The organism is Vibrio gazogenes (genome assembly GCF_023920225.1).
GTDB lineage: Bacteria > Pseudomonadota > Gammaproteobacteria > Enterobacterales > Vibrionaceae > Vibrio > Vibrio gazogenes.
In genome coordinates, this window is sequence record NZ_CP092588.1 from 957505 (window position 1) to 983374 (window position 25870).

The 25870-nt window shown below is 44.5% G+C and carries 19 protein-coding genes; 12 read left to right on the forward strand and 7 right to left on the reverse strand.

Going from position 1 to position 25870, the window contains the following annotated elements; all coding sequences use genetic code 11:
- Positions 1-41 precede the first annotated feature (41 nt).
- Positions 42-956 (forward strand): substrate-binding domain-containing protein, encoded by a 915-nt coding sequence (locus MKS89_RS19935; protein ID WP_077316301.1) that lies wholly within the window; start codon positions 42-44, stop codon positions 954-956.
- A gap of 668 nt (positions 957-1624) precedes the next feature.
- Here the strand turns inward: MKS89_RS19935 and MKS89_RS19940 are convergent.
- From MKS89_RS19940 to MKS89_RS19965, 6 genes are all read right to left on the reverse strand, one after another.
- Positions 1625-2770 carry an MFS transporter gene (locus tag MKS89_RS19940; protein ID WP_072955353.1) on the reverse strand — a complete coding sequence of 382 codons (1146 nt, stop codon included), beginning with the start codon at positions 2768-2770 and terminating at the stop codon, positions 1625-1627.
- Complete coding sequence (locus MKS89_RS19945) at positions 2767-4320, reverse strand: PDC sensor domain-containing protein (protein ID WP_072955352.1); 1554 nt, start codon at positions 4318-4320, stop codon at positions 2767-2769. The genes MKS89_RS19940 and MKS89_RS19945 overlap by 4 nt, the downstream gene beginning before the upstream one ends.
- Complete coding sequence (locus MKS89_RS19950; protein ID WP_072955350.1) at positions 4317-5321, reverse strand: ligand-gated ion channel; 1005 nt, start codon at positions 5319-5321, stop codon at positions 4317-4319. The genes MKS89_RS19945 and MKS89_RS19950 overlap by 4 nt, the downstream gene beginning before the upstream one ends.
- Positions 5318-6796, reverse strand: coding sequence for a pyridoxal-dependent decarboxylase (locus MKS89_RS19955; RefSeq protein ID WP_072955348.1), 1479 nt, complete (start codon positions 6794-6796; stop codon positions 5318-5320). The genes MKS89_RS19950 and MKS89_RS19955 overlap by 4 nt, the downstream gene beginning before the upstream one ends.
- 334 nt (positions 6797-7130) lie before the next feature.
- A complete protein-coding gene (locus MKS89_RS19960) occupies positions 7131-8165 on the reverse strand; it encodes a helix-turn-helix domain-containing protein (RefSeq protein ID WP_072955346.1) in 1035 nt (344 codons plus the stop codon).
- Between the two features lie 426 nt (positions 8166-8591).
- Positions 8592-11042 carry a beta-glucosidase gene (locus MKS89_RS19965; protein ID WP_077316306.1) on the reverse strand — a complete coding sequence of 817 codons (2451 nt, stop codon included), beginning with the start codon at positions 11040-11042 and terminating at the stop codon, positions 8592-8594.
- An 805-nt stretch (positions 11043-11847) separates the two neighbouring features.
- Here MKS89_RS19965 and MKS89_RS19970 point away from each other — a divergent pair.
- The 7 genes from MKS89_RS19970 to MKS89_RS20000 all read left to right on the forward strand — a co-directional run bounded on the left by MKS89_RS19970 (position 11848) and on the right by MKS89_RS20000 (position 21228).
- On the forward strand, positions 11848-13632 hold the full coding sequence (locus MKS89_RS19970; protein ID WP_072955341.1) for an ABC transporter substrate-binding protein: 1785 nt from the start codon (positions 11848-11850) through the stop codon (positions 13630-13632).
- Positions 13633-13643: 11 nt separating this feature from the next.
- Positions 13644-14597 (forward strand): ABC transporter permease, encoded by a 954-nt coding sequence (locus tag MKS89_RS19975; RefSeq protein WP_072955338.1) that lies wholly within the window; start codon positions 13644-13646, stop codon positions 14595-14597.
- A 10-nt stretch (positions 14598-14607) separates the two neighbouring features.
- Positions 14608-15498 carry an ABC transporter permease gene (locus MKS89_RS19980; protein WP_072955335.1) on the forward strand — a complete coding sequence of 297 codons (891 nt, stop codon included), beginning with the start codon at positions 14608-14610 and terminating at the stop codon, positions 15496-15498.
- Entirely contained in the window at positions 15495-16505 is a 1011-nt protein-coding gene (locus MKS89_RS19985) for an ABC transporter ATP-binding protein (protein WP_072955333.1), read from the forward strand. The genes MKS89_RS19980 and MKS89_RS19985 overlap by 4 nt, the downstream gene beginning before the upstream one ends.
- Positions 16502-17479, forward strand: a complete 978-nt coding sequence (locus MKS89_RS19990) for an ABC transporter ATP-binding protein (protein WP_072955331.1) — start codon at positions 16502-16504, stop codon at positions 17477-17479. The genes MKS89_RS19985 and MKS89_RS19990 overlap by 4 nt, the downstream gene beginning before the upstream one ends.
- A gap of 699 nt (positions 17480-18178) precedes the next feature.
- Positions 18179-20011 (forward strand): M4 family metallopeptidase, encoded by a 1833-nt coding sequence (locus MKS89_RS19995; protein WP_072955329.1) that lies wholly within the window; start codon positions 18179-18181, stop codon positions 20009-20011.
- 464 nt (positions 20012-20475) lie between these two features.
- Positions 20476-21228, forward strand: a complete 753-nt coding sequence (locus tag MKS89_RS20000) for an SDR family oxidoreductase (protein ID WP_072955327.1) — start codon at positions 20476-20478, stop codon at positions 21226-21228.
- A gap of 98 nt (positions 21229-21326) precedes the next feature.
- On the opposite strand, the gene MKS89_RS20005 is transcribed toward MKS89_RS20000, so the two are convergent.
- Entirely contained in the window at positions 21327-21530 is a 204-nt protein-coding gene (locus MKS89_RS20005; RefSeq protein WP_072955326.1) for a hypothetical protein, read from the reverse strand.
- Between the two features lie 762 nt (positions 21531-22292).
- On the opposite strand from MKS89_RS20005, the gene MKS89_RS20010 reads away from it, so the two are divergent.
- From MKS89_RS20010 to MKS89_RS20025, 4 genes are all read left to right on the forward strand, one after another.
- Positions 22293-22505 (forward strand): cold-shock protein, encoded by a 213-nt coding sequence (locus MKS89_RS20010; protein WP_038177868.1) that lies wholly within the window; start codon positions 22293-22295, stop codon positions 22503-22505.
- 278 nt (positions 22506-22783) lie between these two features.
- The gene (locus MKS89_RS20015; RefSeq protein WP_072955324.1) at positions 22784-23143 is read left to right on the forward strand and encodes a MerR family transcriptional regulator; all 360 of its coding nucleotides are present in this window, start codon (positions 22784-22786) and stop codon (positions 23141-23143) included.
- 48 nt (positions 23144-23191) lie between these two features.
- Entirely contained in the window at positions 23192-23767 is a 576-nt protein-coding gene (locus MKS89_RS20020; protein WP_072955323.1) for an NAD(P)H-dependent oxidoreductase, read from the forward strand.
- A gap of 381 nt (positions 23768-24148) precedes the next feature.
- Positions 24149-25786 (forward strand): phosphoethanolamine transferase, encoded by a 1638-nt coding sequence (locus tag MKS89_RS20025; protein WP_072955321.1) that lies wholly within the window; start codon positions 24149-24151, stop codon positions 25784-25786.
- The last annotated feature ends 84 nt before the right edge of the window (positions 25787-25870 follow it).

The window sequence follows — 25870 nt, forward strand, 5'->3', positions numbered from 1 at the left end:
TAATTATTGGGATAATGTCATGACGACAAAGAGACAAAACGATGAATTTCAGGATCGTATCCGCTTTGATCACAGGTTTTATCCTTACGCTAACCATTCCCCTCAGTGCCCAATCCGCCTCGGAAGAGAGACAAAATTGCGTCACGGTAATTACATCCGGCAGTACCCATCGATTGTTTTGGTCAAAAGTTATTGAGGGTGCGACGCAAGCAGGCAAAGAGTTGGGTTTGAAGATCTACGCCAGAGGAACCGTTGAAGATTCCGATTCTGCCGGGCAAAAATTCATCTTAGACAATACAATGAAGCTGTTTCACTGTCGTGGTCTCATCATCGCACCGTCAGATGTTAGTCGTAATCAGGACATCACTCGCTTAAAAGCTGAGGGGATTCCGACGATCTATATTGATCGGGATACCGGTGGTGATCGACTTGCTTCTGTGACTACGGATAACTATGCTGCGGGGCAACTGGCTGCGCAAAAAATGGGGGAAGCACTAGGCTATCATGGCAATATTATCCTTTTCCGACTCAAGCAAGGCGTTACATCGACAGATGCGAGAGAGCGTGGCTTTGCTGATGAGGCTCAGAAGATCGGACTGACTATCATTGCCGATACTTATTTGGGCACGCAAGTCGGTGATGCGCGTTCAAAGTCAGGAGAAATTCTCGGTCAATTTGATCAAATCGATGGCATTTTCACTCCGAATGATACCACAACGATCGGCGTGTTGATTGCCCGAGAAAAACATTCGAATCAATCCAATGTCGTTCATATCGGCTTTGATGAGCAAAAGATCATGATTGAAAGCCTCAAGAAGGGAAAACTGTACGGCTACGTAATTCAGCTCCCGTTCAAAATGGGCTATCAAGGCGTCTGGCTTATTCACAAAGCACTTCAGGGTAAAACGATTCAAGGCCAATTACACACGCCAATTGAATTTATCTCTCGTCCGTAATCCACAACAGTAGAAGCAACGACAGCATCAGAACAGCGATAACTTATCATCGGATGTTGATACTGAGAGTAAACAATCCCATTGGTATTTGCCCGATAAAAAAAGCCAATCACAACAATCGTGATTGGCTATCAATATGAACAAATCTGGTTCACTAACAACGTCAGTTGGCTAGGTGATCCTTTGGCTTAAAAGGATCACTTTTATTAATGCATTATGCATGCCAACTATTCTATTTAATTTAACCACTTGTTTTAATTAATTATTTTTTATTAAGCAATCGATCTATAGCATATTGACTCATAATATTTTTGCAAAATAAAAATGCATTATCATTTTGCAAAAAATGGCGCCCATAAAACATAATCAAGACAATCTCCGGTAATATTTGTATACCCAAATGACCTCAAGATGCAGTTTCAGCGAGAATCACTGGGCTCAGAGGCAAGGCAGAGATTTGAGTCATAGCCATTCTATGGCGAGAATCTCTAACACAGTCTCTGAGTTCAGTGAACTCGCCCTTCGGGAGTGCTTCAATCAGCGCCTTTCTGCGTCAAATGCCATTGAAATGGGAAGGCCATTCCTGCCGACATTTTCCTTGAATAACGCCGATTGAAGACACTCTGAATCCTGCATCTTGGGGTTACTTGGGTATATCAAAATCCGCCTTACTCATATGTTCGCCTCGGCACCAACATCTCGTACACCGCAAAAATCAGTAGCAGACAACCAAATACAATGAATACAGTGGTCATCCCTTCGGAGCCAAATGTATCGAGCATCGCACCAATCAGCAGTAACCCGGTGATCCCTCCAAAAGAATCCATCAGGGTGTAACTCATATTGGCCGACATTTGATCCTGTTGGCAGAAACGTTCTCCCATCACTGTCAGACCAATCCCGTAGATTCCTCCCATACAACCGCCCCAAACAAACAGTAAGGCCAACGCAACCCAATACTTGGCATAGACCGCCATAGACAGAAACACCGCACAAACTACGGATCCGAAAATACAGCACAACACCACCGTACGGCGGTTCAGAATCGATGCAAAAGCACTCATGAGAATACCAAGGCTGACACTACCGGTCATAAACATAGTGAGTAATAGCTGCGCCTGTGGTTCAGATAAGCCATTATGCAGTCCGTACAAGGTCAAAAATCCCGGTAACCCAAAAAAGCTAATTCCCCCGACAAACGCAGCCACCAGAATGATTTTGGCGTGCCGAAAGGCGAAACTGAACCGGACCACACCCAAACGATGCATTGCCTGCCCTCTTGCTTTCAGACCGAGGCACAAGAGTAACGGCAACAAAGTAATCAACGCGCCAGTCTCAAACCGCCACTCGATCGTGAGATGAATCAGTTGGACGATGATCGGCCCTAAAGCGATACCACAAGAGAGTGCCGAAGAGTACAACCCCATCATTAAACCTTTCGTTTTCCCTTGAACACTAATATTCAGCCAAGTCTGCAATAAAACCAGCAGCATCCCCGTGGACAAACCGTAGCTAAAAATACTGATCAGCCATAAGCCGTAGTATCCGGCATGAGCCATCAGTAACAGGCTCAAGGATCTGAATAACGTTAATATCAACAGCGAAATCAAGATCCCAAAGTGGCTCAGATAGCGACTCAATGGGCGGTAAAACAATAGCACACCAATAATTTCAAAAGCCATCGCGATCCCGATAGCCGTATTACCAATCCCCTGCCCATCCATCACTACGGGAATCGTGACATAGTTAATGCCGGAGGAGAGCTGAACCAGTAGGGTTGCCATGATGAGTAGTATCGGTGCATAAGTTTTCATTCGCTCCGCTCCTTACTGACTTGCCAAGTGATTTGCAGGACACCGTCCTCTGTCAGTGTCAGTTCACTCCCCAACTCTTGCAGCAAATAAATGACTTTTAAAAGGTGGAGCTCCGTTGCGGACAAAGCGGCCAACCGATGCGTCATATCGTGTGCGGCTGAAATTTTGAACAGTCGCCGACACCGTGTCCATTGCCTCTCGTCCTGAATTGAAATGACGGTCACCAATTGCCAGTGCGCGAGACTTTCTTGCGCAATCTGGGTTTGAGCCTCCACCGGTTGCTGTAACAACTGACTGAGACGGTGGTAAAACTCACAGAAAGTATCCAACAACATTTGGCAATCGCCCTCTACCGGGTGCTGCATCTCACCCAACCATTGATGAGATGCATGCCCGGCTTGTTGTATGTTCGTATTCAGCTTGTCGAACCAGTCTGCCAAATAAAATGACTCCGACACGGTCGTTATATCGCCAAAACTCAATGCATAGTGATAAACCGCTTGCTGGTGGTTTTCCACGCTGTTGACCGGATTGAAAACCCCGGTCAGATTGGGTGTATCCGTTTGTTCAGGGGAATATTGTTCAGGAGAATATTGTTTAGGAGGATATTGCTCTGAAGAATCTCGTTCAGAAGGATAACGCTCAGGAGGACAGTCGCTGATGCTGCCACCTTGTCGCGCCCCGTGCATCGGTTGATCACAGGACATTCGTTGATCATTGTCAGTCGGTTGATCACGGTACGGCTCCGGTAACCGATGAAAACAATATCGCACGACTTCCAGCAGAACATCCCGACGATAGCGCATATGCGCCAAGGTCTGTGCGGCTTGCTGCTCTGTCGTTTCCAGTGCATGGAGATTATTCACATAGGCACGACGAATCCACCAAACCACCAGACCGGCAATCAGCCCGATAAACAAAATGATGATCTTCGCTTTACCGAACACACGTTGAACCTGACTCAGTCGCTTATAAAAACCGCTTAGCTCTAAGTCCATCGCCAACACACCGACAAATTCCCCTTGCGCATCATAAAAAGGGGCATAAGCACTGATAAATGTGCCCCACTGATCCTGATAAGGCACGCTTGAGACGCTGACTTCCTGATGGGTCAGTGCTGCCACTAATTCCTGAGGCGCGTCATCATAAAGTGTCATTAATGCCGGTGGTGGATCCGGTACCCCGTCGCCGTCGCCGTCATTCTGCGGGCTGGGGTTCACGACGAAATAGACCCCTTGAGGTTTGAGAATACAGGTGTAGATATATCGCACCCCTGTCGCAGCCTGCCGAATACGTTCCATATGCATTGCCATGGTGTGATATTCCGGCTCATCCGGGGATGTGTCTGCCTGAAAATGACGATGGATATCACCATCTAAAGTGGTTGCCGATGCACTGACGGTTGACATCAGCCCGGCTTTAATCTGCCCTTCGAGTGCGCTGACGGATTTGGCATATAACAGATAAGTCGTGATGCCCAATAACCCGACGAATACAACAGCCGCAAGGGTTGCATCAAACCATGTCCGAGTCGATTGAAAGAGTTTCATAAGCCACCATTCACCCCGATGAGTACACTCATTGCGATTAGAAATAAGGCAGGAAAAATGACCCGACAGCGCGGTATCACATGTTCAACCGGCCGTCCTTTTTCATCCCGAATTTTGACGAAGACAATCACGATAATTGCCGCAAATATACTGACATACCCCATAATCACCATCCGCTCGATCAACGTGGTGTATGGCAGCCTCGGCAACAAACTACTGGTATAAAAGGTGTAAGCAACCACGGTAAGCATCATGGTGAAAGAGGTCATCAGACGTTCAGAAAAGCCTTCAATCCAAAAGACCGCCCATGACGCCACTAAAATCAAAGACAGCGGCAAAATGAAACGCCACAGATAATAATCGGGTTTACGTAATGCCTGAATGCTAATCGTTAAACGCGAGAAGTGACTCAGCATGCCGCTTTGTAAATGTGTATAGTCCGAACGACTCACGCGCGCTTGAGGCTTTCCTTGCATTTGCCATTCGCTGAGCGCTTGGTTTTCCAGTGCTTCAACGTTGATCCGGGCGGAGCCAAATACGAGTTGTTGCTGCTCATAAGAAAATGGTTCCATCATCAACACAAAGGTTTGATGATCAAAAGGAAACTGACGAAAATCCATCGTCGTCGTGAACAGTCCCTGAAAGCGCTCATTATACGTCACCCGACCATCCGCGGAGATCACAACCCGTCGATTCGCGGTCTGACGTTGGCCGATGATATTGATAAACTCAAATGCCGGCACCCAAAGCCCGTCACTTATCAATTGATCAGCGTGATGATTCTCATAAACCCGCTCGCCACTGGCTGGCCGGTAAGTTTGATCGGGTTCATCCCAGGATGTCACCAGATAACCGTCTACTTTGTAAGTCTGATCGACCGTATTCACGCCATAGATTTTGTTAATCGAGATTGACGTATCCACCACATATTGTGCATATAGGGCTGGAGAACAGAACCAAATCAAGCTGACGATTACCGCTAATATCTCTTTTTTGATCATATAAAACGCTCCGCTTGCGATGCCGAATCATCAGATAATGCTCCGGAAAGATGGCGCATTGACCGCAGATCGGTCAGTGGATTTTTGGGTCGGGATGAGAATGAGAAGGCATTGGGATGAGCGAGAGCATCCAGTAATCGCTCAATCGCAGCTAGAGTGACATGGCTTAAGATGACAACGTGACACATCCGCTGTAATTGCCCATCGCTCATCACATCATTCTGTGCCAAAGAAAATTGTTCGATCACTGCGGGATTGGGCGCAGTGAAGCGAACAATATTACTGTGATGTGGCCTCGGCATCACACGCAACTGTTTGCCACTTGGATCGAACTGCTGAAACAACTGTTCGATGCGGTGCTGGGTATAATTGGCGAGATGTTCATTGGCATCAGCCAGCTGTTGCAAGCCGGCTTTGCCCAGCGTGACAAGATGATCCCATAGGTAGAGCGCATATATGCCTTGCCGGGAGCCAGAAACCGTTGAATCCCGGCTACCGATATAAACCGGCCGGGCAGATGAGCCGACTTTATAACGTGCTTGCATGAGATAAATCCCACAAGCCCACGGCATCCCCAGCCATTTATAAGGGCTGGTACACAAAGACATCACTTCCGGGTGACGAAATTCATCGGGCTCATCCGTGATAGCAAAAGGCGCAAACCCAACATGTAAATAAGGTGAGAAATTGGCTGCCAGCGCCCCGTCAACATGGACCCAGTAACGCCGTTGTTGTGGGGTATTATTTCCCAGTAGTGGCTTCAAGCGCGTCAGAATCGTATAAATCGCATCTCTGCCACCGCTAAACGTTGTGCCATGATTCAGCACCAAAATCACCGGATATTGTGCAGCGGTGAAAAATTCAACCAACGCATATAGATCGTCAATGATCACCGCATCATTTTCATCAACAGCCAATGGCTGATACCAGTTGCCCTGATTAATCGGACACGCTCCCAACTCCGGCCCGATATCGTGAAATAAGCTGACACCAACTATTTGACTGGCTTTATAAATCGAATAGTGGGCCGCCCCCGAGCAGATCAACACCGGCGGATAAGCTGTCGTGGTCGCCTCGGCATAGCCTTCAACCGGATGTCCTTGTAAGAAATCCCGTGCATTCCAGAGTGCATAAAGATTCCCTTCGGTTGACCCCATTGCGGTCAAATATCCCCAATACTGACGCTGGGTATGCGCACCGGTAAAGCCACATAACCGGGCATAATAATCCAGCACTGCCCGTTCAAACTGTTTTGCATTGATCCGGTAACTGCCGTCTTCGAATCCGTCACCGAGATTGAGTAAATTCAAAGAAAGAAAAGGCAACAGCCGTGAGGGAAATTCAACCTGTTGGTTGGTCTGATATCCCAGAAAAGAGGCCTTTTGCTGATCCAGTGCCATAAAGTAGTCTGACAGAATCACCTCTTTATCAGCTTCACTCAAACAGCCTTCCCCGATTGCCAATTTGTACTGCATTATTTTCATCACCTCATCTGATTACGACTGACGATCTCAATCTCTGTCGATATGAATTCTGTTGATGTAAATAACGATAGATTAGAGAGATAGCCGCCCGATTTCGCGGTGAAACAGAGAGGTTAAACGGGGAGACAAATGTAAATAATTCTGGAAGCGCTACTGGCGGTAGTAGTCCTCCTTTGGAGTATGGGATCTGAACATAGTGTCGTTTGGCAGTTCTTTTAACCGCACTTCAGATACCATTCAATCAGCCACACGACCCAATGACGGAAAGTGATAAAAATACCCATTCGGTCGTGTGATCATGCCTTTGGCTCTCAGCTCAAGACGCTTAAACGGGTAAAGATGAGCGGTTTGCTAATTTTTTCCGATATTGAATCGGTGACATGTTGGCATGCAGTCGAAAAAATCTTGAAAACACCGCTTGCGAAGAGAAGTAAACCAGCTCGCTAATTTCTTTAATACTTTTTTGGGTTTCAACTAACAACTCACAGGCTTTTTTCAGCCGCACCCGATTCAACACATCGGTAAAAGACTGATGATCTTGCCGTAGCTTATTGTTCAGTGTCCAACGGCTCATCTTTAAATGGCTGCAAACACACTGGAGCACCGAATGTTCGTTGTGAATATGCTGCTGTAACAACAACGACTCAATCAACTCTTCCACCACCACCGCAAATGTTTGCCGGTCATTGATCTGACGGCATAACCCCTCCAAATGCATTTTTTGTAACTGATTCAGTTGCGGGTTGAAATTGTGATTGGGCGCATGCAACGAAGGACTTTCAATGATCAAATAATTCTCACGCTGATGCAGTAAACACTGGGTTTCCAGACAATCATTGACGATATGTCGGGAGAGAGACCCCACATGCGTCAGGCTGACCTGAACCGACATCACAGGTAAATAAGTTTTAAGCAGCTCCCGGCAGATAATAAAATTCCCCAAAGCACTGGTCGATAGCTCTTCAGGGCCGTCATCGACATAGGTCAACTTGATCCGATTCCCCTCAACTTTCAGATCACAGCGATCACAATTACCAATCAGCATCCGGTAGCGAACAAAACTCTCCGCCGCTTGAACCGCTGAAGACTCATTCATGCCTAAACCTATCAGTTCGGGAAATTTACTAAACAATGACTGAATTGACGACGACTCATAGATATACCGATTATATTTCATCGTTTCGAGCATAAACTGGTAGTGTGTTCGCTCGGCAAGCCTGCCATTGGGCCGATTGAGTTCATACTCACTGATACCACAGCGCTTTAGAATCGTATCGATATCAATATTGTGTAACGACAACTGTTGAATCATATTACGTGCTAAAACATTAGAGACACTTTTTTCATATCTACCGTTCATCGTTGCTCTTTCTCTGAAACTTTGAAACCAAATCAGTCTGACTATCCAATTCATCAACATATCAAAGGCATAACACCTGGAACCTCGTCTCACCAATACCATGTCTCTCCGCTCACCCCGGCGCGAAAACACATGTCAACACGAGTTTGGTGCCAATTTAACAAAGATTCTGGCTTAGAAATGATATCGCTGAATGATAAAGGGATGCGACATGACCACAAAATATAAATGTGCAATATAAATCATACTGTCCACCACTATTAATGACTTTATTGTTATTACCAATTCGTTATAAACAATTCGTTATAAACAACTCGTTATTAACAATGTGTGATGACCCGCTTGGTGATGACCAATGATGCTGTCAGTCGTTTTTGAAGATAAAAAAAAGGCGGGCAAAGCCCGCCAAATGATGCAAACATGATGTTATTCTGCGACAGTGACAAATGACGCTGCCGTCACCCCTTCTTCCAATGCCAGCGCACCCGGCGTGGTATTTTCAACCACAACTTCTTTGCGCACGACAAACTGAACCGGCGTGACCGAAGTAATATCGGATGACTGACTGACATAGACCTGATAAGTCCCCGGTTCAACAATCCATTGATTCTTATCAGGATCGAAGCTCGCCAACGTCTCCGGTGATATTTCCAGCACCATCCGTTGTGATCTTCCGGGGGCCAGTTCTCTGGTTTTAGCGAATGCTTTCAGTTCAATGTTAGGTTTTTTCAGTTTCACTTCAGGCGCAGCAACATAGACCTGAACCACTTCTTTACCGGCAACATCGCCCGTATTCGCGACCACGGTTTTGAGCAACACACCTTTTTTCGGATGACGATGATTCAGCTCATTGATCAGCACTTTGGTGTGCGATAAATCGAATGATGTGTATGACAATCCATAACCGAACGGATAAGCGACGGCTTTGTTAAATGTCTGGTAATAACGATATCCGACATAAATATCTTCATTGTAATATTGATGATCCAATTCACCGTCGTTATTTTCATCGACACCGGGGAATGTTGCCGAAGATGGAACATCCGCATAAGACAATGGAATGGTTTGCGCCAGTTTGCCGCTTGGATTCGCCTTACCAGAGAGAATATCGGCAATTGCATCGCCGGATTCTTGTCCCGGCATATAAGCCAGTACAATCCCATCGACTTGATCCTGCCATTCACTCATATCAATCACACCGGCAATATTCAGAACCACAACAACCTTTTTATTCTGTGCATGGAAAACATTTGATACTGCCGAAATCAGCCCCAGCTCAGTTTCAGACAACAAGTAGTCACCACGTTCGGCTTTACGATCGGCCGCTTCACCCGCGACACGGCCCAAGGTGATCACTGCGACATCGCTCTGTTGTGCTGCACTACTGATTTGTGAGCCTAAATCTGTCACGGAAGGTTCCGTACAGCTCACAATTTTTGACACACCCAAACTACCCGTGGTGATCACTTTGTTTGCTTCAAAATAATCGTTATAGAATGATGCCAATCCTTGATTCACAGGAAACTGTTTCGCAAGTCCATCAATGATGGTCGTCACATGATCCGGATGAACATCCCCGCTACCGGTTCCACCTTTCAAGGTATTGATCTGAGTAATCCCAAAAGAAGCAATCGCTTGTGACGTTGCCAGTGGTAATACTGAAGCCTGATTTTTCAGCAGAATAATCCCTTCATCCGCCACTTGTTTCGCTAAAGTCGCATGTGCTTGCAGATCGGGGTTATTCGAGATGGGATAATGCTTCGCAGACGGTGTTTTTAAAGCCTGAGCGACAATATGTTGTACATTGCGATCAAGGGTTGCTTTGGTTAAATCACCCTTTTTATAGCCCTCAACCACATATTCATTCCAGTTACCTAAACCGGGAACAACCGGGTTTTCACCACCGGGCTGAATCACATCAACACCAGCATTCAAGAGATCAATCGGGTTGTAACCCGCGAACCAGTCACTCATTGCTAAGCCATTGAATCCCCACTCGTGACGCAGGATATCTGTCATCAAGTCAGCACGTTCACCACTGTTCACACCATTGACCTGATTATAAGATGACATAATCCCCCATGGATGGGATTCTTTGACCGCATACTCGAAACCACGCAAATAGATTTCCCGCAGCGCACGCGGCGTCACCACGGCATTGATAAAGAAGCGGTTCGTTTCTGAGTTATTGGCGACAAAATGCTTAATCGTTGTTGCCAAACCTTTACTTTGAGCACCCTGCACCATCGCGGAAGCAATCATGCCGCTGACCAATGGGTCTTCTGAATAGTATTCGAAATTACGGCCATTAAGCGGGTTACGCTGAATATTCATCCCCGGTGCTAACCAGAAATCGACCCCGTATTCTTTTCCTTCATTGGCAACAGCTTCACCAACTTCATGAATCAAATCGGGATTCCATGTAGATGCCATCAATGCACCATTGGGAAATGCGGTGGCATGGTAGGTCTGATCATCACCATCACGCGTCGGATCAATCCGGATACCCGCCGGGCCATCTGCAAGTTTCAGTGCCGGAACATCCAAGTGGCGCTTGTGATCATACACCCCGTGGATATACCCTGCGACACCATTGACTAATGCTTTTAAATTAATGACCTGATCGGTATCGGGAGTCATTCCTGCACCGACTAACATTTTTAATTTTTCTTCATCTGTCATTCTGGCAACAATAGCCTTTGCCAAAATGTCATACCTATTATTGTGCAAATCTGCCTGAACCTGTTGCGATTTTAGCTGTTCACCATTTACTGAAGATTGAACAGCGTCGGTTTTTGCCAAAGCACTGACCGAATATAATCCATAGCTGACAAATAGTGTTGATGAAATAATTGTCGTAAGTATTTTTTTCTTCATGTTGAATTCCATACCAGAGTTATTCCTTTCAGATACCTATGCCCCCCATTCTCTTGGGTGTAGGGTTCATTGTGTCTTCAAGCCTTATTGTGCAAAGAAACGCAACGACAATGGCTGAGTTTCACATGGGTCACAGGATGTTCAACCGTATATTAATTGATTTTCATAAGTGATGTTTTGCCTGTCGGTGATTTTTTTTGCATAGGAGGGAATTAATAAAAAATGTGATAATAAGCAAAATTGCAAAACGTCATATTTACCGATAAAAACTGTCGATTATTGTCTTAAAAATTAGGGGCAGGTTTTATTTCACATTGAAATATTCACCATCGTTTAAAGTATGCAATAATAAAAACTCACATCAAATTAAAATTAAAATGGCGGATTCATTGTCAAATAAATATATCCAATCCATCATCATCTGCCTTAAACAATCATTTTCTTGGCGGACTGACTTACCCCCCGGCGACAACCTCAACGAACAGACAAATTTAAGTATGAACAAGGTTTTATATAAAATAGACTTTTGAATTCTCTCACAATAATTCACACTATTTTCATGGTGAAATAACACGCATTTTTTCTGCATTCTATTTAAACAACACTCTTTAATATTGCTATTTTTTGTGACGAACCGCACTTTTTAATCCAGCCTGATTCATATTTTTCACACAATTATTGACATAGTACGGATGCCTTGTGTTTTATAGACATGTTTAGCAACGGCTCACATAGCGTTGCGAGTGAAATTCATCCATAACCAATTTCACACCCAACACAACCATAAAATACAAAAGGAATTTGTATGTCACGATTGATATTACACCCGCTGGCTGTAGCGCTTGCGGCTTCACTTATTTATGTCGGCACACCGGCATTTGCAGACACCACCTCAGCAGCCCCCAAAGTATTACGCTTTTCTGAAGACGGTACCCCGACAAACTTTGATTCGGTTCAATCCGGGACAACCTACAGCAACACCATCGTCACCGCTGTATACGACACCTTGTATGAATATAAATATTTAAAGAGCCCGTATGAATTAAAACCGAATCTCGCCACCGCGATGCCGGAAGTTTCCGATGATGGGCTGACGTATACCATCCATATCAAACCGGGTGTTCATTTCATCGATGATCCAGCCTTCCCGGATGGTAAAGGCAGAGAAGTCACAGCTGACGATTTTATCTATTCAATCAAACGCCACTTTGATCCCAAAAACCGCTCACAAGGTGCCTGGTTATGGGCGAGTAAAATTGCGGGTGTCACAGCATGGAAAGAAGCGGGTGCGGATTATAGTAAACCGCTCGAAGGACTGAGCGCACCGGACAAGTACACCATCCAAATCAAGCTGGTGAAACCCTATCCACAACTGGTCTATACCTTGGCGATGGGTTATTCGGCGCTCGTCCCTCATGAAGCGGTCGAAACTTATGGTCGTGAATTTGCCACTCACCCGGTGGGCAGTGGCCCGTTCAAACTCATCTCACACGACTCAACCAAAACGGTGCTGGAGAGAAACCCGACCTACCGTCATGAAGTCTTCCATCTTGCCGAATCAGGTTACGATCCGAAAGTCCAAGGCGAAACGGGCATTGCTGCTCTGGACGGAAAAACACTCCCACGGGTTGATCGCGTCGAAGTCAACTGGGTGAAACAAGCATCTGCGCGGTGGAATTCATTCAGCAAAGGCAATGAAATCGTCAATACCACGTTGCAAAATGAACAGCTCGATACCGTGCTGTCATCCAAACACCCGGTAACCCTCAAACCGGAATATGCTGCAAAATATAATTTCCGCGTTCAACGTGAAGCAGGCATGGTGTTTAACGTGTTCAACTTCGATGATGAGTATTTGGGTTATTCGGATAACCCCAAAACCAATACGCAAAATAAAGCATTGCGGTGTGCCATTATTAAATCATTTGACTGGCCACAGCGTATCTCGCGCTTTTATTTAGGGCTTGGTGAAGCCTATCCGGGTTTCATTGTTCCCGGAACCAATGCTTTTGATCCGAATCTGGACAAAAGTTCCATTACACAAGATCTTGCCGGAGCGAAGAAACTGCTGAAAGAGAACGACTGGAATGCTCACAATTTACCGGTCCTTTACTATCCGGCTACATCTTCTGTCCGTTATAAGCAATTCTTCGAACAGTTCCGTGGCAATTTGATGAAAATCGGTTATCCGAAAAATAAGATCAAATTTAAACCTTACGCAACCTTCGGTGACTTCAACCGGGATATTAAGAACAGCCGAACTCAGATGATCCCGATGGGCTGGGGGCTCGACTATCCCGATGCCGAAAACACGCTGCAACTCTTCTACGGACCAAACCGCTCTCCCGGCTCTAACAGCGCAAACTACAACAACCCGCAATATAATGCGTTATTTGAGAAAGCATCGGTGATGCAACCGGGGCCGGAACGGACGGCTATCTATCATCAGCTCAACCAGATCTTAATCGATGACTGTGTTGGGATCGGCAGCTTCTCACGTACCCGGGTTCGTCTATGGCACAAAGATGTCACGATGTGGCCACAACGGGAGATCCTCGGTAACTACCTCAAATATATTGATGTGCAGTAGAGGTGTAACACATGGATACACTCCGTTATTGCCTGCGGAAACTCATTTATAGTCTGCCGCTGCTGTTTGGCGTGACTCTGATTAGTTTTGTGCTGATGGTCTATTTCGGCCCGGATAAAACCTATGATTTATTAGGCCGCAATCCGACGGTTGAAGAGATCAATGCGATTCGTCATGAGCTTGGCTATGACCAACCGTTCTGGATTCGTTATCTACACTATCTCCAGCAAGTGGTCACCTTTGACTTTGGTTATTCCGACTCGAGTGGCGAGTCGGTTACCACCATTCTCGAACGGACAATACCAATCTCACTGTTGCTGGCATTACCGGGTTTTATTTTGGGCCACTTGATCAGTATCGGGTTGGGTCTGTTCGCATCGCACCACCGTGGGCGTTGGATCGACAAACTCGTCATGTCTTCATCGGTGATTGGGATGAGTATTTCTTACCTCATCATCATCATCGTATTGCAATTAATTTTCTGCTCCAGTTACGGGCTGAACCTGTTTCCGGTGTATGGCTGGGAAGTGAATTCCCTGAGTAGTTATTTGTACTATGTGACGGTGCCGACACTCTGTTCGATTTTTGTTTCCGTTGGGTACAGCACCCGGTTTTACCGCGCCCTTTTTGTCGAAGAAATGACCCGGGATCACATTCGTACCGTCAGAGCGTTCGGTCATTCCCATCTGCAAGTGTTATTCAAACATGTGTTGAAGAACGCCCTGATTCCGATCCTGACACGAATTGTGTTTTCTATCCCGTTCGTGATGATCGGCGGGTCTCTCTTATTGGAGAGTTACTTTGGTATTCCCGGTGTCGGCCTGATTACCTACAACGCGATCACCACCGGAGATCTACCGGTACTCAAAGCAGTTATCGTCCTCCTCACGCTGGTGTTTATCGTCATCGTCAGTACGGTCGATATTCTTTACAAACTCGTCGATCCTCGGATCTCACTCAAATAAGGGGCATTCGATGACTGAAACGATTCATATACAAACTCAGAATGCAAGACAGAAACGAGAATCACTCTGGTCTAAAGGCATTGATAAATTCCGCAAAGATCGCATCGGGATGATCAGTTTAGCCATTGTGTTGGTTTATTTTATCATTGCGATACTGGTCTGGTTCGGTTTGATCGCCCAACAATGGGATGTCTTACAAACAGCAGGACAAAGCGGGCCAAGTGCTGAGCACTGGTTCGGGACAACCATCAACGGGCAAGATATTTTTCAACGGGCAATTTACAGCACCAAAACTGCATTTGAGGTCGGGTTGGTTGTCGCGGTACTCGCCACAGTGATAGGTGCGCTGACTGGCTCTTTGATGGGCTACTATGCCGGTTCACTCCTCGATGAATTCATTCTGTGGGTGATGAACTGTATCGACTGTATTCCCTATTTCTTACTGGTCGCAGCGATTGCCGTCGCAATGGAAGGCAACCCTTACGCGATGCATACGGCAATGACACTCGCATTTTGGACGGGTACCGCCCGGGTCATTCGGGGAGAAGTGATCAAGCTAAAAAATATGGAGTTTACCGAAGCCGCCCATGCGCTCGGCGTACCGACCTATCGCATCATTTTCCGGCATTTAATGCCCAATACCAGCCATATTCTCTTGGTTGAGATGACTTTACTGTTTATCACCGCCATCAAGAGTGAAGTGATTCTGAGCTTCCTCGGACTGGGTGTGAAAGAAAGCATTAGTTGGGGGCTGATGATCGCGGAAGCCAGTACCGAAGTGACTTCAGGACACTTCTGTAACTTTTTTGCAGCCTCCGGTATGTTGTTTGTACTGGTGCTGGCATTCAATTTATTTTCAGATTCGCTCCAGGATGCGTTAGATCCAAGGAAGGTGTCATGAACGCAATAGACAATACCGTGACAGTGCCGACAGAACCATTGCTCAAAGTGGAAGGGCTGACCGTCGATTTTCAGACCGATAAAGGGATCGCCCGCGCAATCAACGGGATCAGTTTTGAGGTGATGCCCGGTGAAAGCGTCGCGATTGTCGGTGAATCCGGCTGCGGAAAATCGGTCAGTTCATTGGCGGTGATGGGGCTGATCCCAAGCCCGCCGGGTAAAATTGTCTCCGGCAGTATTCGCTTTCAAGGACAAGAGCTGGTCGGTATGAATGAAAAAGCCTACCGGCAATTACGCGGCAATGACATCTCGATGATTTTTCAGGAACCGATGACCGCTTTGAACCCCGTGCTGAGAATCGAAACGCAAATGGTAGATGTAATTCGCAATCACCAACGGATTTCACGCAAACAGGCTGCGATTCGGGCAACTGAAATGCTCCGTATGGTTGGGATTCCGTCACCGGAAAAACGGATCCGCGAATACCCGCATCAGCTCTCCGGCGGCATGCGTCAACGCGTGATGATAGCAATGGCGCTCTCCTGCCGCCCAGCTCTGCTATTAGCCGATGAGCCGACCACCGCGCTCGATGTCACTATTCAGGCGCAGGTGATGTATGAAATCAAACAGTTAAAACAGTCATTGAACATGGCAATGGTGTTGGTGACGCATGATTTGGGTGTCGTGGCTGAATCTTGTCAGCGCGTCGTGGTGATGTACTGCGGTGAAGTGGTGGAACAAGGGCCGGTTGAAGCGATTTTCAGCCACCCGAAGCACCCATATACCCAAGGACTACTCCAATCGATCCCTGTCGTTCGACAACAGAAAATTGCTCGCCTGCCAACCATTGAAGGCATGGTTCCGGATTTATTTCATCTGCCGACAGGGTGCCGCTTCGCTGACCGCTGTGACCGTGTGACTCAGACATGTCGACAAAATACGCCGATCCTGACCGGACCGCCAGAACACCAAGCGGCATGTTTTCACATAGCAGAGGCATCCAGATGAGTGATATATTATTAGAAGTCAAAGGCTTAGAAAAACATTTCTATGCCGGAAAATCGTTATTCAAACGCACTCGCTCGGTCTGTAAAGCCGTCGATAACGTGAGTTTTAAAATTCATCAGGGGAAGACTCTCGGGTTAGTCGGGGAATCGGGATGCGGTAAATCAACCCTAGGACGCTGTATCCTGCGCCTGATTGAACCCTCAGCCGGAACCGTCACTATCTCGGGGCAAGATATTACCCGAATGAATGCTCGCGAACTCAAAGCCATGCGTAAAGAGATGCAGATGATTTTTCAGGATCCATTTGCCTCTCTGAGCCCGCGGATGACTATCCATGATATTCTGCGTGAACCGCTGGATATTCATAACATTGGAACGGTTGCGCAACGCGAAGAAAAAATTGCCGAGGTGATGCATACCGTCGGGCTCCGCCCTCAGGCATTGAATCGTTATCCGCATGAATTTTCCGGTGGACAACGCCAACGGGTCGGCATTGCCCGTGCTCTCGTCTTAGAGCCCAAACTGATTATCGCTGATGAACCAGTCTCTGCGCTGGATGTTTCTGTTCAAGCGCAAGTCCTCAACTTGATTGCCGAACTTCAGGAAACCCGAGGCATTTCATTTCTGTTCATTGCCCATGACCTAGCCGTTGTACAACACACCTGTGATGAGGTCGGGGTGATGTATTTGGGTAAAATGGTTGAAAGGGCGCCAGCAGAAATTCTCTATCGTCAGCCCAAACATCCTTATACGCAAGCATTGTTATCTGCGATTCCCGTGCCGGATCCAACCCACAATACCGAGCATGTACCACTCATCGGTGATATCCCCTCTCCGCTCAATCCCCCGAGCGGCTGTGCCTTTCACCCTCGCTGTAAGTACGCCACTGAACGATGTTCCCGCGAGGCTCCGACACTGACACAAACACAACAAGACGAACACTGGATTGCATGTCATCTTTATCCGGCCAGTTGATAATAACGAAAATGCAGCAACCCGACGCGACATCCATGCTCATCAAGTTCTGACAATCAGCCATACTCACATGCTACGGTGTGTGAGTATGGCGTATAGTTCTTCATCTCACCCACACGAACACATACCAGCCCGATTCAGATACGCCATCACATCAAAGTGTCACAATTAATTTACATTCACCCCCATAAACAAACAATCCACCACAAAAAGAAACATTATTCAATCATTACAATCAGTTAGGCGAATTTTTCTTTCATTGATGAAAAATACGTCTATAGTATATTTCAAAGAGTGACAAATATTGGTGAACTAAAGCCAAGCATTCTGGGATAGAAATATAAATAATACATTTATAAATAAAAGAACAAATAAACAACACCTCTCATTATTGATATGTTTATGTATCTATAAGTTGTCACAAAATTATTAATTAACCCAAACACCTTTTCTAGCCTAACTTCAATAAAAACATGAACTTCCCCGTTCCAAAAAATTAATCGATTACATTTAAAAACATGTAAATTTTTATAAACATAGCTAAAATTTCTTTTGTTTTTTTTTGCTTTAAAGACTAGACGAATTTAAAAATTTTCAGCATTGTTGCTATGCATTTTATCGCACTAGCGATTGCAATAGGGTTAATTACTGACATGTCAGAAATTAATTAATGAAAGAATAAATCTCTAGGATTGAGAAATGAATAAAATACAACGTCACATTCATTGGGTATTCGCTGCGGGTCTGACCGCTGCATTGCCAGTATCCGCTGCAGAAATGGTCACTATGCAGGATAGCTCACAACTTGATCAAGTTCTGAACACCCAAGCTCGCAGTGTTGCACCGCTTGAAACGGGCTTCAAAGAAATCAAACAAGTTACATTGCCAAATGGTAAAGTAAAAGTCCGCTATCAACAGACTTACATGGGCATTCCTGTTTACGATACATCAGTTGCTGCAACCTTAACTAAAGGTGTCGTCTCAGGTACAACTGATGTTTATGGAGTTGTTGCTGAAGGCATTGCAGACGATATTGCAGTCGCATCACCGTCGATTGAACTCAAAGAAGCAATCTCAATTGCTAAATCTTATTATCAACAACAAACTGTCAGTATTAATGCTGCTGAATTTGAAAATGAAAAAGCTGAACTGCTGGTACGGCTTGACGAGAACAATCAAGCACAGCTTGTCTATCAAGTAGACTTCTTCGTTGCTGATGAACACCCTGCACGCCCATTCTTTTTCATCGATGCAACCAACGGTAATGTCATCAAAACTTGGGAAGGTCTGAATCATATCGAAGCACTCGGTACGGGCCCTGGTGGAAACAGAAAGACCGGCCAGTATAACTACGGCTCAGATTACCCTGGTTTTATCGTCAATAAATCTGGCTCAACCTGTACCATGAATAACAGTGTTGTTAAGACAGTGGACCTCAATGGAGGAAAGTCTGGTAGCACTGCTTACAGCTACAGATGTGCAACATCATCGAACTACAACGATTATAAAGCGATCAACGGTGCATACTCACCATTGAACGATGCACACTACTTCGGCAAAGTTGTGTTCGATATGTATCAGGATTGGTTGAACACGTCGCCACTGACCTTCCAGCTCACCATGCGGGTTCACTATGACACAAACTATGAAAACGCATTCTGGAATGGCTCCAGTATGACTTTTGGTGACGGTGCCACACAGTTCTATCCACTGGTTGACCTAAACGTAAGTGCGCATGAAGTGAGTCACGGTTTTACTGAACAAAACTCAGGCCTTGTTTATGAAGGCATGTCTGGTGGTATTAACGAAGCGTTCTCTGATATTGCCGGTGAAGCAGCTGAATACTTCATGAAAGGCAGTGTTGACTGGCAAATTGGTGCAGCCATTACGAAAGGTTCCGGTGCACTACGTTATTTTGACCGACCTTCCCGCGATGGCCGTTCAATCGACAACGCTTCTGAATACTACAACGGTCTGAACGTCCACTACTCAAGTGGTGTTTTCAACCGTGCTTACTACCTGCTAGCCAACAAATCAGGCTGGAACGCTCGTAAAGGTTTCGAAGTCTTTGCGGTTGCAAACCAACTGTACTGGACACCAACTGCAACATTTGACCAAGCGGCTTGCGGTGTCTTCAAAGCAGCGAAAGATCTCGGCTACAGCACTTCAGATGTCACTAGCGCATTCAGCACTGTTGGTGTCAATGCTTCATGTAGCTCAGCGCCACCATCTACGGGAAGTGAACTGAAAAAAGGTCAGTCTGTCACTGTATCCGGTAATCGTAGCTCACAGACTTACTACTCCTTTAAAGGTGATGGTTCAAACATGACAGTCCAAATCTCCGGTGGTAGCGGTGATGCGGATCTCTATGTGAAAGCCGGCAGTCGCCCAAGCACAAACTCATATGATTGCCGTCCATATAAAAGCGGTAGTAATGAGTCATGCTCAGTCAACTCTCGCAGCGGTACAACCTACCACGTGATGTTGAATGGCTACACAGCATACTCTGGTGTAACACTGAGTCTAAAATAAGACTGAGTTAGATATCTGTTTGACATCTAATTCAACACATTGAAGTCAACAATAAAAGCGCATGGATGAATTCTCCATGCGCTTTTTTTATCGCCGGACGTTTTATCGCCGGATAAGATACACCCCGAGTTCGCTACCGACATTTATTTGTGGTGAAGTTTTAATTTCTGTTATAAGTGAAGTATGACGCGACGGAGAGCTGCGTATGTCACACCGCGGTTGCAAGTAACGAGGAAATAAAATGACCAGTCAAGGTGATTATATCGAAATCAATGGGACTTCCCTTTACTACGAACTCTCAGGGAACTCAGATGGGGAACCATTGGTGATAATTCTAAAACAATTTTTGTCACAACCTCAAGATTAACCCAACTATTGCCCCGACGCTTATCACTGAAGCATGTTTAGATCATATTCAGTGAGCGATATAAACGTCTTACATTGAGAATATATAAGGATAGACAATGAACCATCAAAAGGTCACGATCATTACAGGTGGAGGACGAGGCATCGGAGCCGCAACCGCAAAAATTTTTGCACACCACGGCTATGCCGTCTGTATCAACTATAAATCTAATTCAGCATCTGCCAATCATCTGGCACAGGAAATTACGACACAAGGTGGTCGTTGTATTACAGTACAAGCGGATATTTCTCTTGAAGACGAGGTGTTGCGTTTGTTTGAAACCGTGGATCAACAATTAGGTGCCGTATCGGTACTCGTCAATAACGCCGGTATATTAAAGCCTCAGATGCGCTTAGAGGACATGAGTGCTGACAGAATCAATACGATTCTGACCAATAATGTCACAAGTTACTTTTTGTGCTGTCGGGAAGCGATCAAACGCATGTCGACTCGGCACGGAGGACTGGGTGGAGTGATTGTCAATGTTTCATCAGGTGCCGCACGTTCGGGATCACCACATGAGTATATTGATTATGCAGCGTCAAAAGGAGCTGTCGACACCTTAACCAAAGGGCTGTCGTTAGAGGTTGCAGCCGATGGCATCAGGGTCAACTGCGTGCGTCCCGGTTTTATTTACACAGACATGCACACTGACGGTGGTGAACCTGAACGCATTGAAAGGCTAAAAAGCGTCATTCCTCTGCAAAGAGGTGGTCTACCGGAAGAGGTTGCTGAGGCAATTTATTGGTTAGCTTCTGAAAAATCATCATTTTCGACAGGAAACTATTTAGATGTAACCGGGGGGTTATAACGTACGATAGGCAAAACAGGAATGAGGCCAAATGATGTGGAAGTGGAGATACCGACACACCATTATGACAATCGTCAATTCAGTGGATGCTTATCGGATTATTGATGCTGCTTAAAGAAGCGCTCAGCGCTGGCAAAGAGAGATTCACAGTGTTTTTTCTGCTGACTGTATTCGGCAGAATCTTCAGACATGCCATTCAGAACTTCTTGGGCACTATGGTATTCTTTCACCATCACTTCAAACTTGGCTTCATAACCACTTTTTTTATGCTTTTTAGGAGATTTATCGCGTTTCTTTCTCATTCTTGTTCCTTTCTAAACAAATTTCGTAAAGGTCATGGGTCAACATTAAATTTAGAGTTACTTTATTTTTATCAAAATTATCGACACTTGGATAAATTGAATGTGCAATTTATACATTTCAGCATTGATATTCGTTTTTATCTAAAACTCTAACTCACAATATGATCATTATTTTTGTGACGACCACACCCAAAACACTTACATTTTCAGGATTCATCATTCACCTAAACAGATAAAAATGAGGCTATTTAATGGAAGATAAAGAATAAGTTGCTACAGGCGTTGTATAACGAAATGACTCGAAAGAAAACTAAGAAGATACTCGAACTATATGTTTCATTAATAGCTCACGTTTAGGAGCTGGAGCCACTATACACTCATTCCTATAAATAGATAGTGATTTTCCGTTTTTTCCAATCACACCCAAATTTTTGCGTCGAGTGACGAAATGACACAAGCAACAAATAGCAGTTAAACATCCGTTATATCAGTATGTTACTACTAAAGACGCGGTTAAACAGGTAACAGTTCAAGGTCATAAAAAATAAAATGAGAAAAAGATAGCTTTTATCAGATTCGTCGGTATACTGTTCATCAGCTCTTAAGAAAAGAGCTATTTATTTACTTTAAGATCAAATTTCTCTCGGTTCTACATCGATTTTTCGTTTGCGTACCTACGATAAAATATATATCTCTAAAATAGATAATAGCACTTATTAGCTAACAACACTTAATATTAAATTATCAAATATAGAGGTATCTATGTCTAATAAAACAACTGGTTCAGTAAAATGGTTTAACGAAACGAAAGGCTTTGGTTTTATTTCTCCAGATAACGGTGGTGATGACGTATTCGTTCATTTCCAATCAATCGTTTCTACAGGTTTTAAAACATTGAACGAAGGCCAAAAGGTATCGTTCGTTGTTGAACAAGGTCAAAAAGGATTACAAGCAGCGCAAGTCACTGTTATGTAATACTTGGTATGGCATCAGCATCCGCTGATGCCATTCAAATGTCTCAGCTTCAAATCACATTATACATACCAAACCATTTCCCTCTTTCCAAATTCATTTTTCCCCTTTGTAAAATATCAATTATTCATCTCATAGATAAAACAAGAATTGCATGAATTGCATGAATTGCATAAAACATTGCGCTTCAACGAATTTTAGCAATAGTTTAACTTGTCTTTTCAACATCCTATGCAACAATTGCTATACGCAATAAGATCTTAGAGAACAAGGAGATAACGGTGTTTATCAATGAAGCATCAAAACGCTCTGGCGCGACTCAACGGGCAATCAGACTGTATGAATCTCTCGGATTATTGAATGTTTCCCGCTCAGGTAAATATCGAGTTTATAATCAACAACACATCAGTCTGATCAAGATTATTAAAGAAGCACAAACACTTGGGATTCAACTCTCCGATCTGGTCGCCTTAAAAAGTGATCAAGAAGATTTAGACTGGGCATTAGTGAGCGATTTTCTAGTTCAGCAGCAAAAAATCGTTGAAGAAAAAATAAAAACATTAGAAATACAAAAACAGCGTATTGCCGATTATCGCGTTTCGATTGACCAGTGTATTCGAGGGGTTGACTCTGACCTTTAGGTCAGAGTTTAAACTACCAACCTCGATACACTACGGAGCAATCAGATTATGAAAAAAATTCTCGTCATCAATGCCAACCCCAAATCTAGCAGTTTTTGTAAATCCTTAACGGAAAAATATACATCAGTTGCGGCAGACAAACATGATGTCAAGCAAATCCACATTGGTGATCTGAATTTCGAAATCAGTCTAAACGAAGGGTATGATGAAATAGCAACCTTAGAGCCTGATTTATTAGATTTCCAAAACAAGATTCAATGGGCAGAACATATTGTCATTATTAGCCCGGTTTGGTGGGGAACAATACCAGCAAAATTCAAAGGTGCGATTGATCGAACCTTTTTACCCAATTTCTCATTCAAATACTTAGAGGGTAAATTGATTCCTCAAAAGTTGTTGAAAGGACGAACATCTGAGCTGATCATCACCCTTGATACGCCACCTTTCTGGTACCGACTTCTCTATGGTAATCCGATATACAAACAGTTGAAGCATGCCATTTTAGACTTTTGTGGTATAAAAAATACCTCTTCGACGTATTTTGGTCCAATGATAAACTCAAGTGACAACCATCGGGAAGCTTGGTTGAATAAAACCGCGCAACTGGCAAGCAAAATAAAGTAACAGTGTATCGTTGAACAACCCCAATGCATGAGTTAATACGCATGCATTGGGGGCTCTGTTATTTGACTCACGCCTTTCAACTGACGTTTCTCTTCAGCGATTTCCGGTCCAATGATTCCGTGTCATTACGATTTATCTGCCCAAATTTCAATACGATAGCCATAAAATCCCCACCCATCCATATTACAGGCCGATGACACCAATACGAATCAAATTGAGTATTGATCTCAATTATATGGATCTTTTTGTTGACCAGATCACACCTTTGACTATAAGTTTATGCAACTTTTCATACGGAATTGAATCATAGGTAATTGAACCGATACCAATCAATGCTGTAGATATTTCTCAGTAATACTCTGACTAACAAGCCATGAAAAAATGAAAATAATAAATACGATCAAACAATTAAAATTATCTTATCATGCAATCACAATCATCATTGCTATTTATTTTTCGGTTATTCTAAATCTGCCGATATATAAATCACTGCATGAGATTTTTAATCAATTGGATGCAGTTAAAACTGGGTTCATTATTTCTATTCCATTCTTTTTTACTTTTGCTTTAACCATTATTTTCAGTTTATTTTCATGGCCAAAAATAACGAAAATATTCTTTTCTATCCTGCTGTTAACATCGAGTCTTGTCAGTTATGCCACTTACAATTATGGCACGATATTCAATGCTGAAATGATAGAAAACCTGATTGAGACTAACGTCGGTGAGGCCTCTTCTTACCTTAGCCTCAGATCGGTTCTTTGGTTTCTTGGTCTGGGAGTCTTACCAACCATACTGTTAATCTTAACCCCGATCAAACAGGAAAGGTTCCTCGCTTTATTGACGAAAAAATTGGGGATTATTTTAATCTCTGGATTAGGAATTGGCCTGATTGCTTCAGCATATTATCAAGATTATGTATCAGTCGGACGCAATAACGGCTATATCAAGCGAATGATTATCCCAACATATTATGTGAATGGTATCGCTGAATATATTCATCAGACATATTTTTATACACCGTTACCTTATGTCCACATTGGATTGGATGCAAAACAACAGACAGCGGCTCCCGGCCAAAAACCATCCTTGGTAGTATTCATCCTGGGTGAAACCGCCAGAACATACAATTATCACTCAAATGGTTACCCAAGACCCACGACCCCTTTCACCGATGCGCAAGGGGTGATCTCCTATCAACATGTCGCTTCTTGTGGCACAGCCACCGCCGTCTCGGTTCCCTGCATGTTTTCTCGTCTCGACAGAAAAAACTATAATGAGCAACGCGCCTATCATCAGGACAACCTGATCGACGTCTTAAACAGGGCGGGTATCGATATTTTCTGGAAAGAGAATGATGCCGCCAGTAAAGGAATTCCCAAACATGTCAAATATCAGGAGCTGAAACGTAATTCTCATCATCCGTTATGTACGCTTGATGGGTGTAAAGATATGGCTTTGCTCAATCATTTCGAGCAGGATATTCATGCACTACAGGGCAATAGCTTGGTGGTACTCCACTTGATCGGAAGCCATGGGCCGGCTTATTTTCAGCGTTATCCGCAAGAATTTGCGTACTTTCAGCCGGATTGTCAGCGGGATGATATTGAAAACTGTACCCATGAGCAGCTCATCAATACTTACGATAACACGATCCGCTATACCGACTACGTCGTCGCCCAGACGATCGACCGGTTAAAACAATTCTCTGACCGCTATAATACCGCGCTGATCTATCTCTCTGACCATGGTGAATCTTTAGGTGAGAATGGTATCTATCTGCATGGTTTACCCTACTCTATCGCACCGATGGAACAGAAACATGTGCCGTTGATGGTGTGGTTGTCTGATGGGTATCAAGCCGCGCAACATATCGATGAATCCTGTCTGAAAAAACAGGCCGCAACAGTACATGTGTCACAAGACAATCTGTTTGATTCACTGCTTGGCGCACTCAATGTTTCAACCCATCTCTATCGACCGGCAAAAGATATCTTTTCCGCATGCCGAAAAAGATAGTACCGTAAATCCCAAGTCAATCAGATCAGAGGGGGCACAGACCTGCTCTGATCTGTCTCAGTGCCATAGCGCGGATATTAACGC

What these genes read in the sequence shown, in the direction of transcription:
- MKS89_RS19975 (WP_072955338.1), top strand. Translation starts at nt 13,644, where the DNA reads ATGGATACACTCCGTTATTGCCTGCGGAAACTCATTTATAGTCTGCCG.
- MKS89_RS19950 (WP_072955350.1), bottom strand. Translation starts at nt 5,321, where the DNA reads ATGATCAAAAAAGAGATATTAGCGGTAATCGTCAGCTTGATTTGGTTC.
- MKS89_RS19985 (WP_072955333.1), top strand. Translation starts at nt 15,495, where the DNA reads ATGAACGCAATAGACAATACCGTGACAGTGCCGACAGAACCATTGCTC.
- MKS89_RS19960 (WP_072955346.1), bottom strand. Translation starts at nt 8,165, where the DNA reads ATGAACGGTAGATATGAAAAAAGTGTCTCTAATGTTTTAGCACGTAAT.
- MKS89_RS19940 (WP_072955353.1), bottom strand. Translation starts at nt 2,770, where the DNA reads ATGAAAACTTATGCACCGATACTACTCATCATGGCAACCCTACTGGTT.
- MKS89_RS19945 (WP_072955352.1), bottom strand. Translation starts at nt 4,320, where the DNA reads ATGAAACTCTTTCAATCGACTCGGACATGGTTTGATGCAACCCTTGCG.
- MKS89_RS20005 (WP_072955326.1), bottom strand. Translation starts at nt 21,530, where the DNA reads ATGAGAAAGAAACGCGATAAATCTCCTAAAAAGCATAAAAAAAGTGGT.
- MKS89_RS20010 (WP_038177868.1), top strand. Translation starts at nt 22,293, where the DNA reads ATGTCTAATAAAACAACTGGTTCAGTAAAATGGTTTAACGAAACGAAA.
- MKS89_RS19990 (WP_072955331.1), top strand. Translation starts at nt 16,502, where the DNA reads ATGAGTGATATATTATTAGAAGTCAAAGGCTTAGAAAAACATTTCTAT.
- MKS89_RS19965 (WP_077316306.1), bottom strand. Translation starts at nt 11,042, where the DNA reads ATGAAGAAAAAAATACTTACGACAATTATTTCATCAACACTATTTGTC.
- MKS89_RS19955 (WP_072955348.1), bottom strand. Translation starts at nt 6,796, where the DNA reads ATGCAGTACAAATTGGCAATCGGGGAAGGCTGTTTGAGTGAAGCTGAT.
- MKS89_RS19980 (WP_072955335.1), top strand. Translation starts at nt 14,608, where the DNA reads ATGACTGAAACGATTCATATACAAACTCAGAATGCAAGACAGAAACGA.
- MKS89_RS20025 (WP_072955321.1), top strand. Translation starts at nt 24,149, where the DNA reads ATGAAAATAATAAATACGATCAAACAATTAAAATTATCTTATCATGCA.
- MKS89_RS20020 (WP_072955323.1), top strand. Translation starts at nt 23,192, where the DNA reads ATGAAAAAAATTCTCGTCATCAATGCCAACCCCAAATCTAGCAGTTTT.
- MKS89_RS19970 (WP_072955341.1), top strand. Translation starts at nt 11,848, where the DNA reads ATGTCACGATTGATATTACACCCGCTGGCTGTAGCGCTTGCGGCTTCA.
- MKS89_RS19935 (WP_077316301.1), top strand. Translation starts at nt 42, where the DNA reads ATGAATTTCAGGATCGTATCCGCTTTGATCACAGGTTTTATCCTTACG.
- MKS89_RS19995 (WP_072955329.1), top strand. Translation starts at nt 18,179, where the DNA reads ATGAATAAAATACAACGTCACATTCATTGGGTATTCGCTGCGGGTCTG.
- MKS89_RS20000 (WP_072955327.1), top strand. Translation starts at nt 20,476, where the DNA reads ATGAACCATCAAAAGGTCACGATCATTACAGGTGGAGGACGAGGCATC.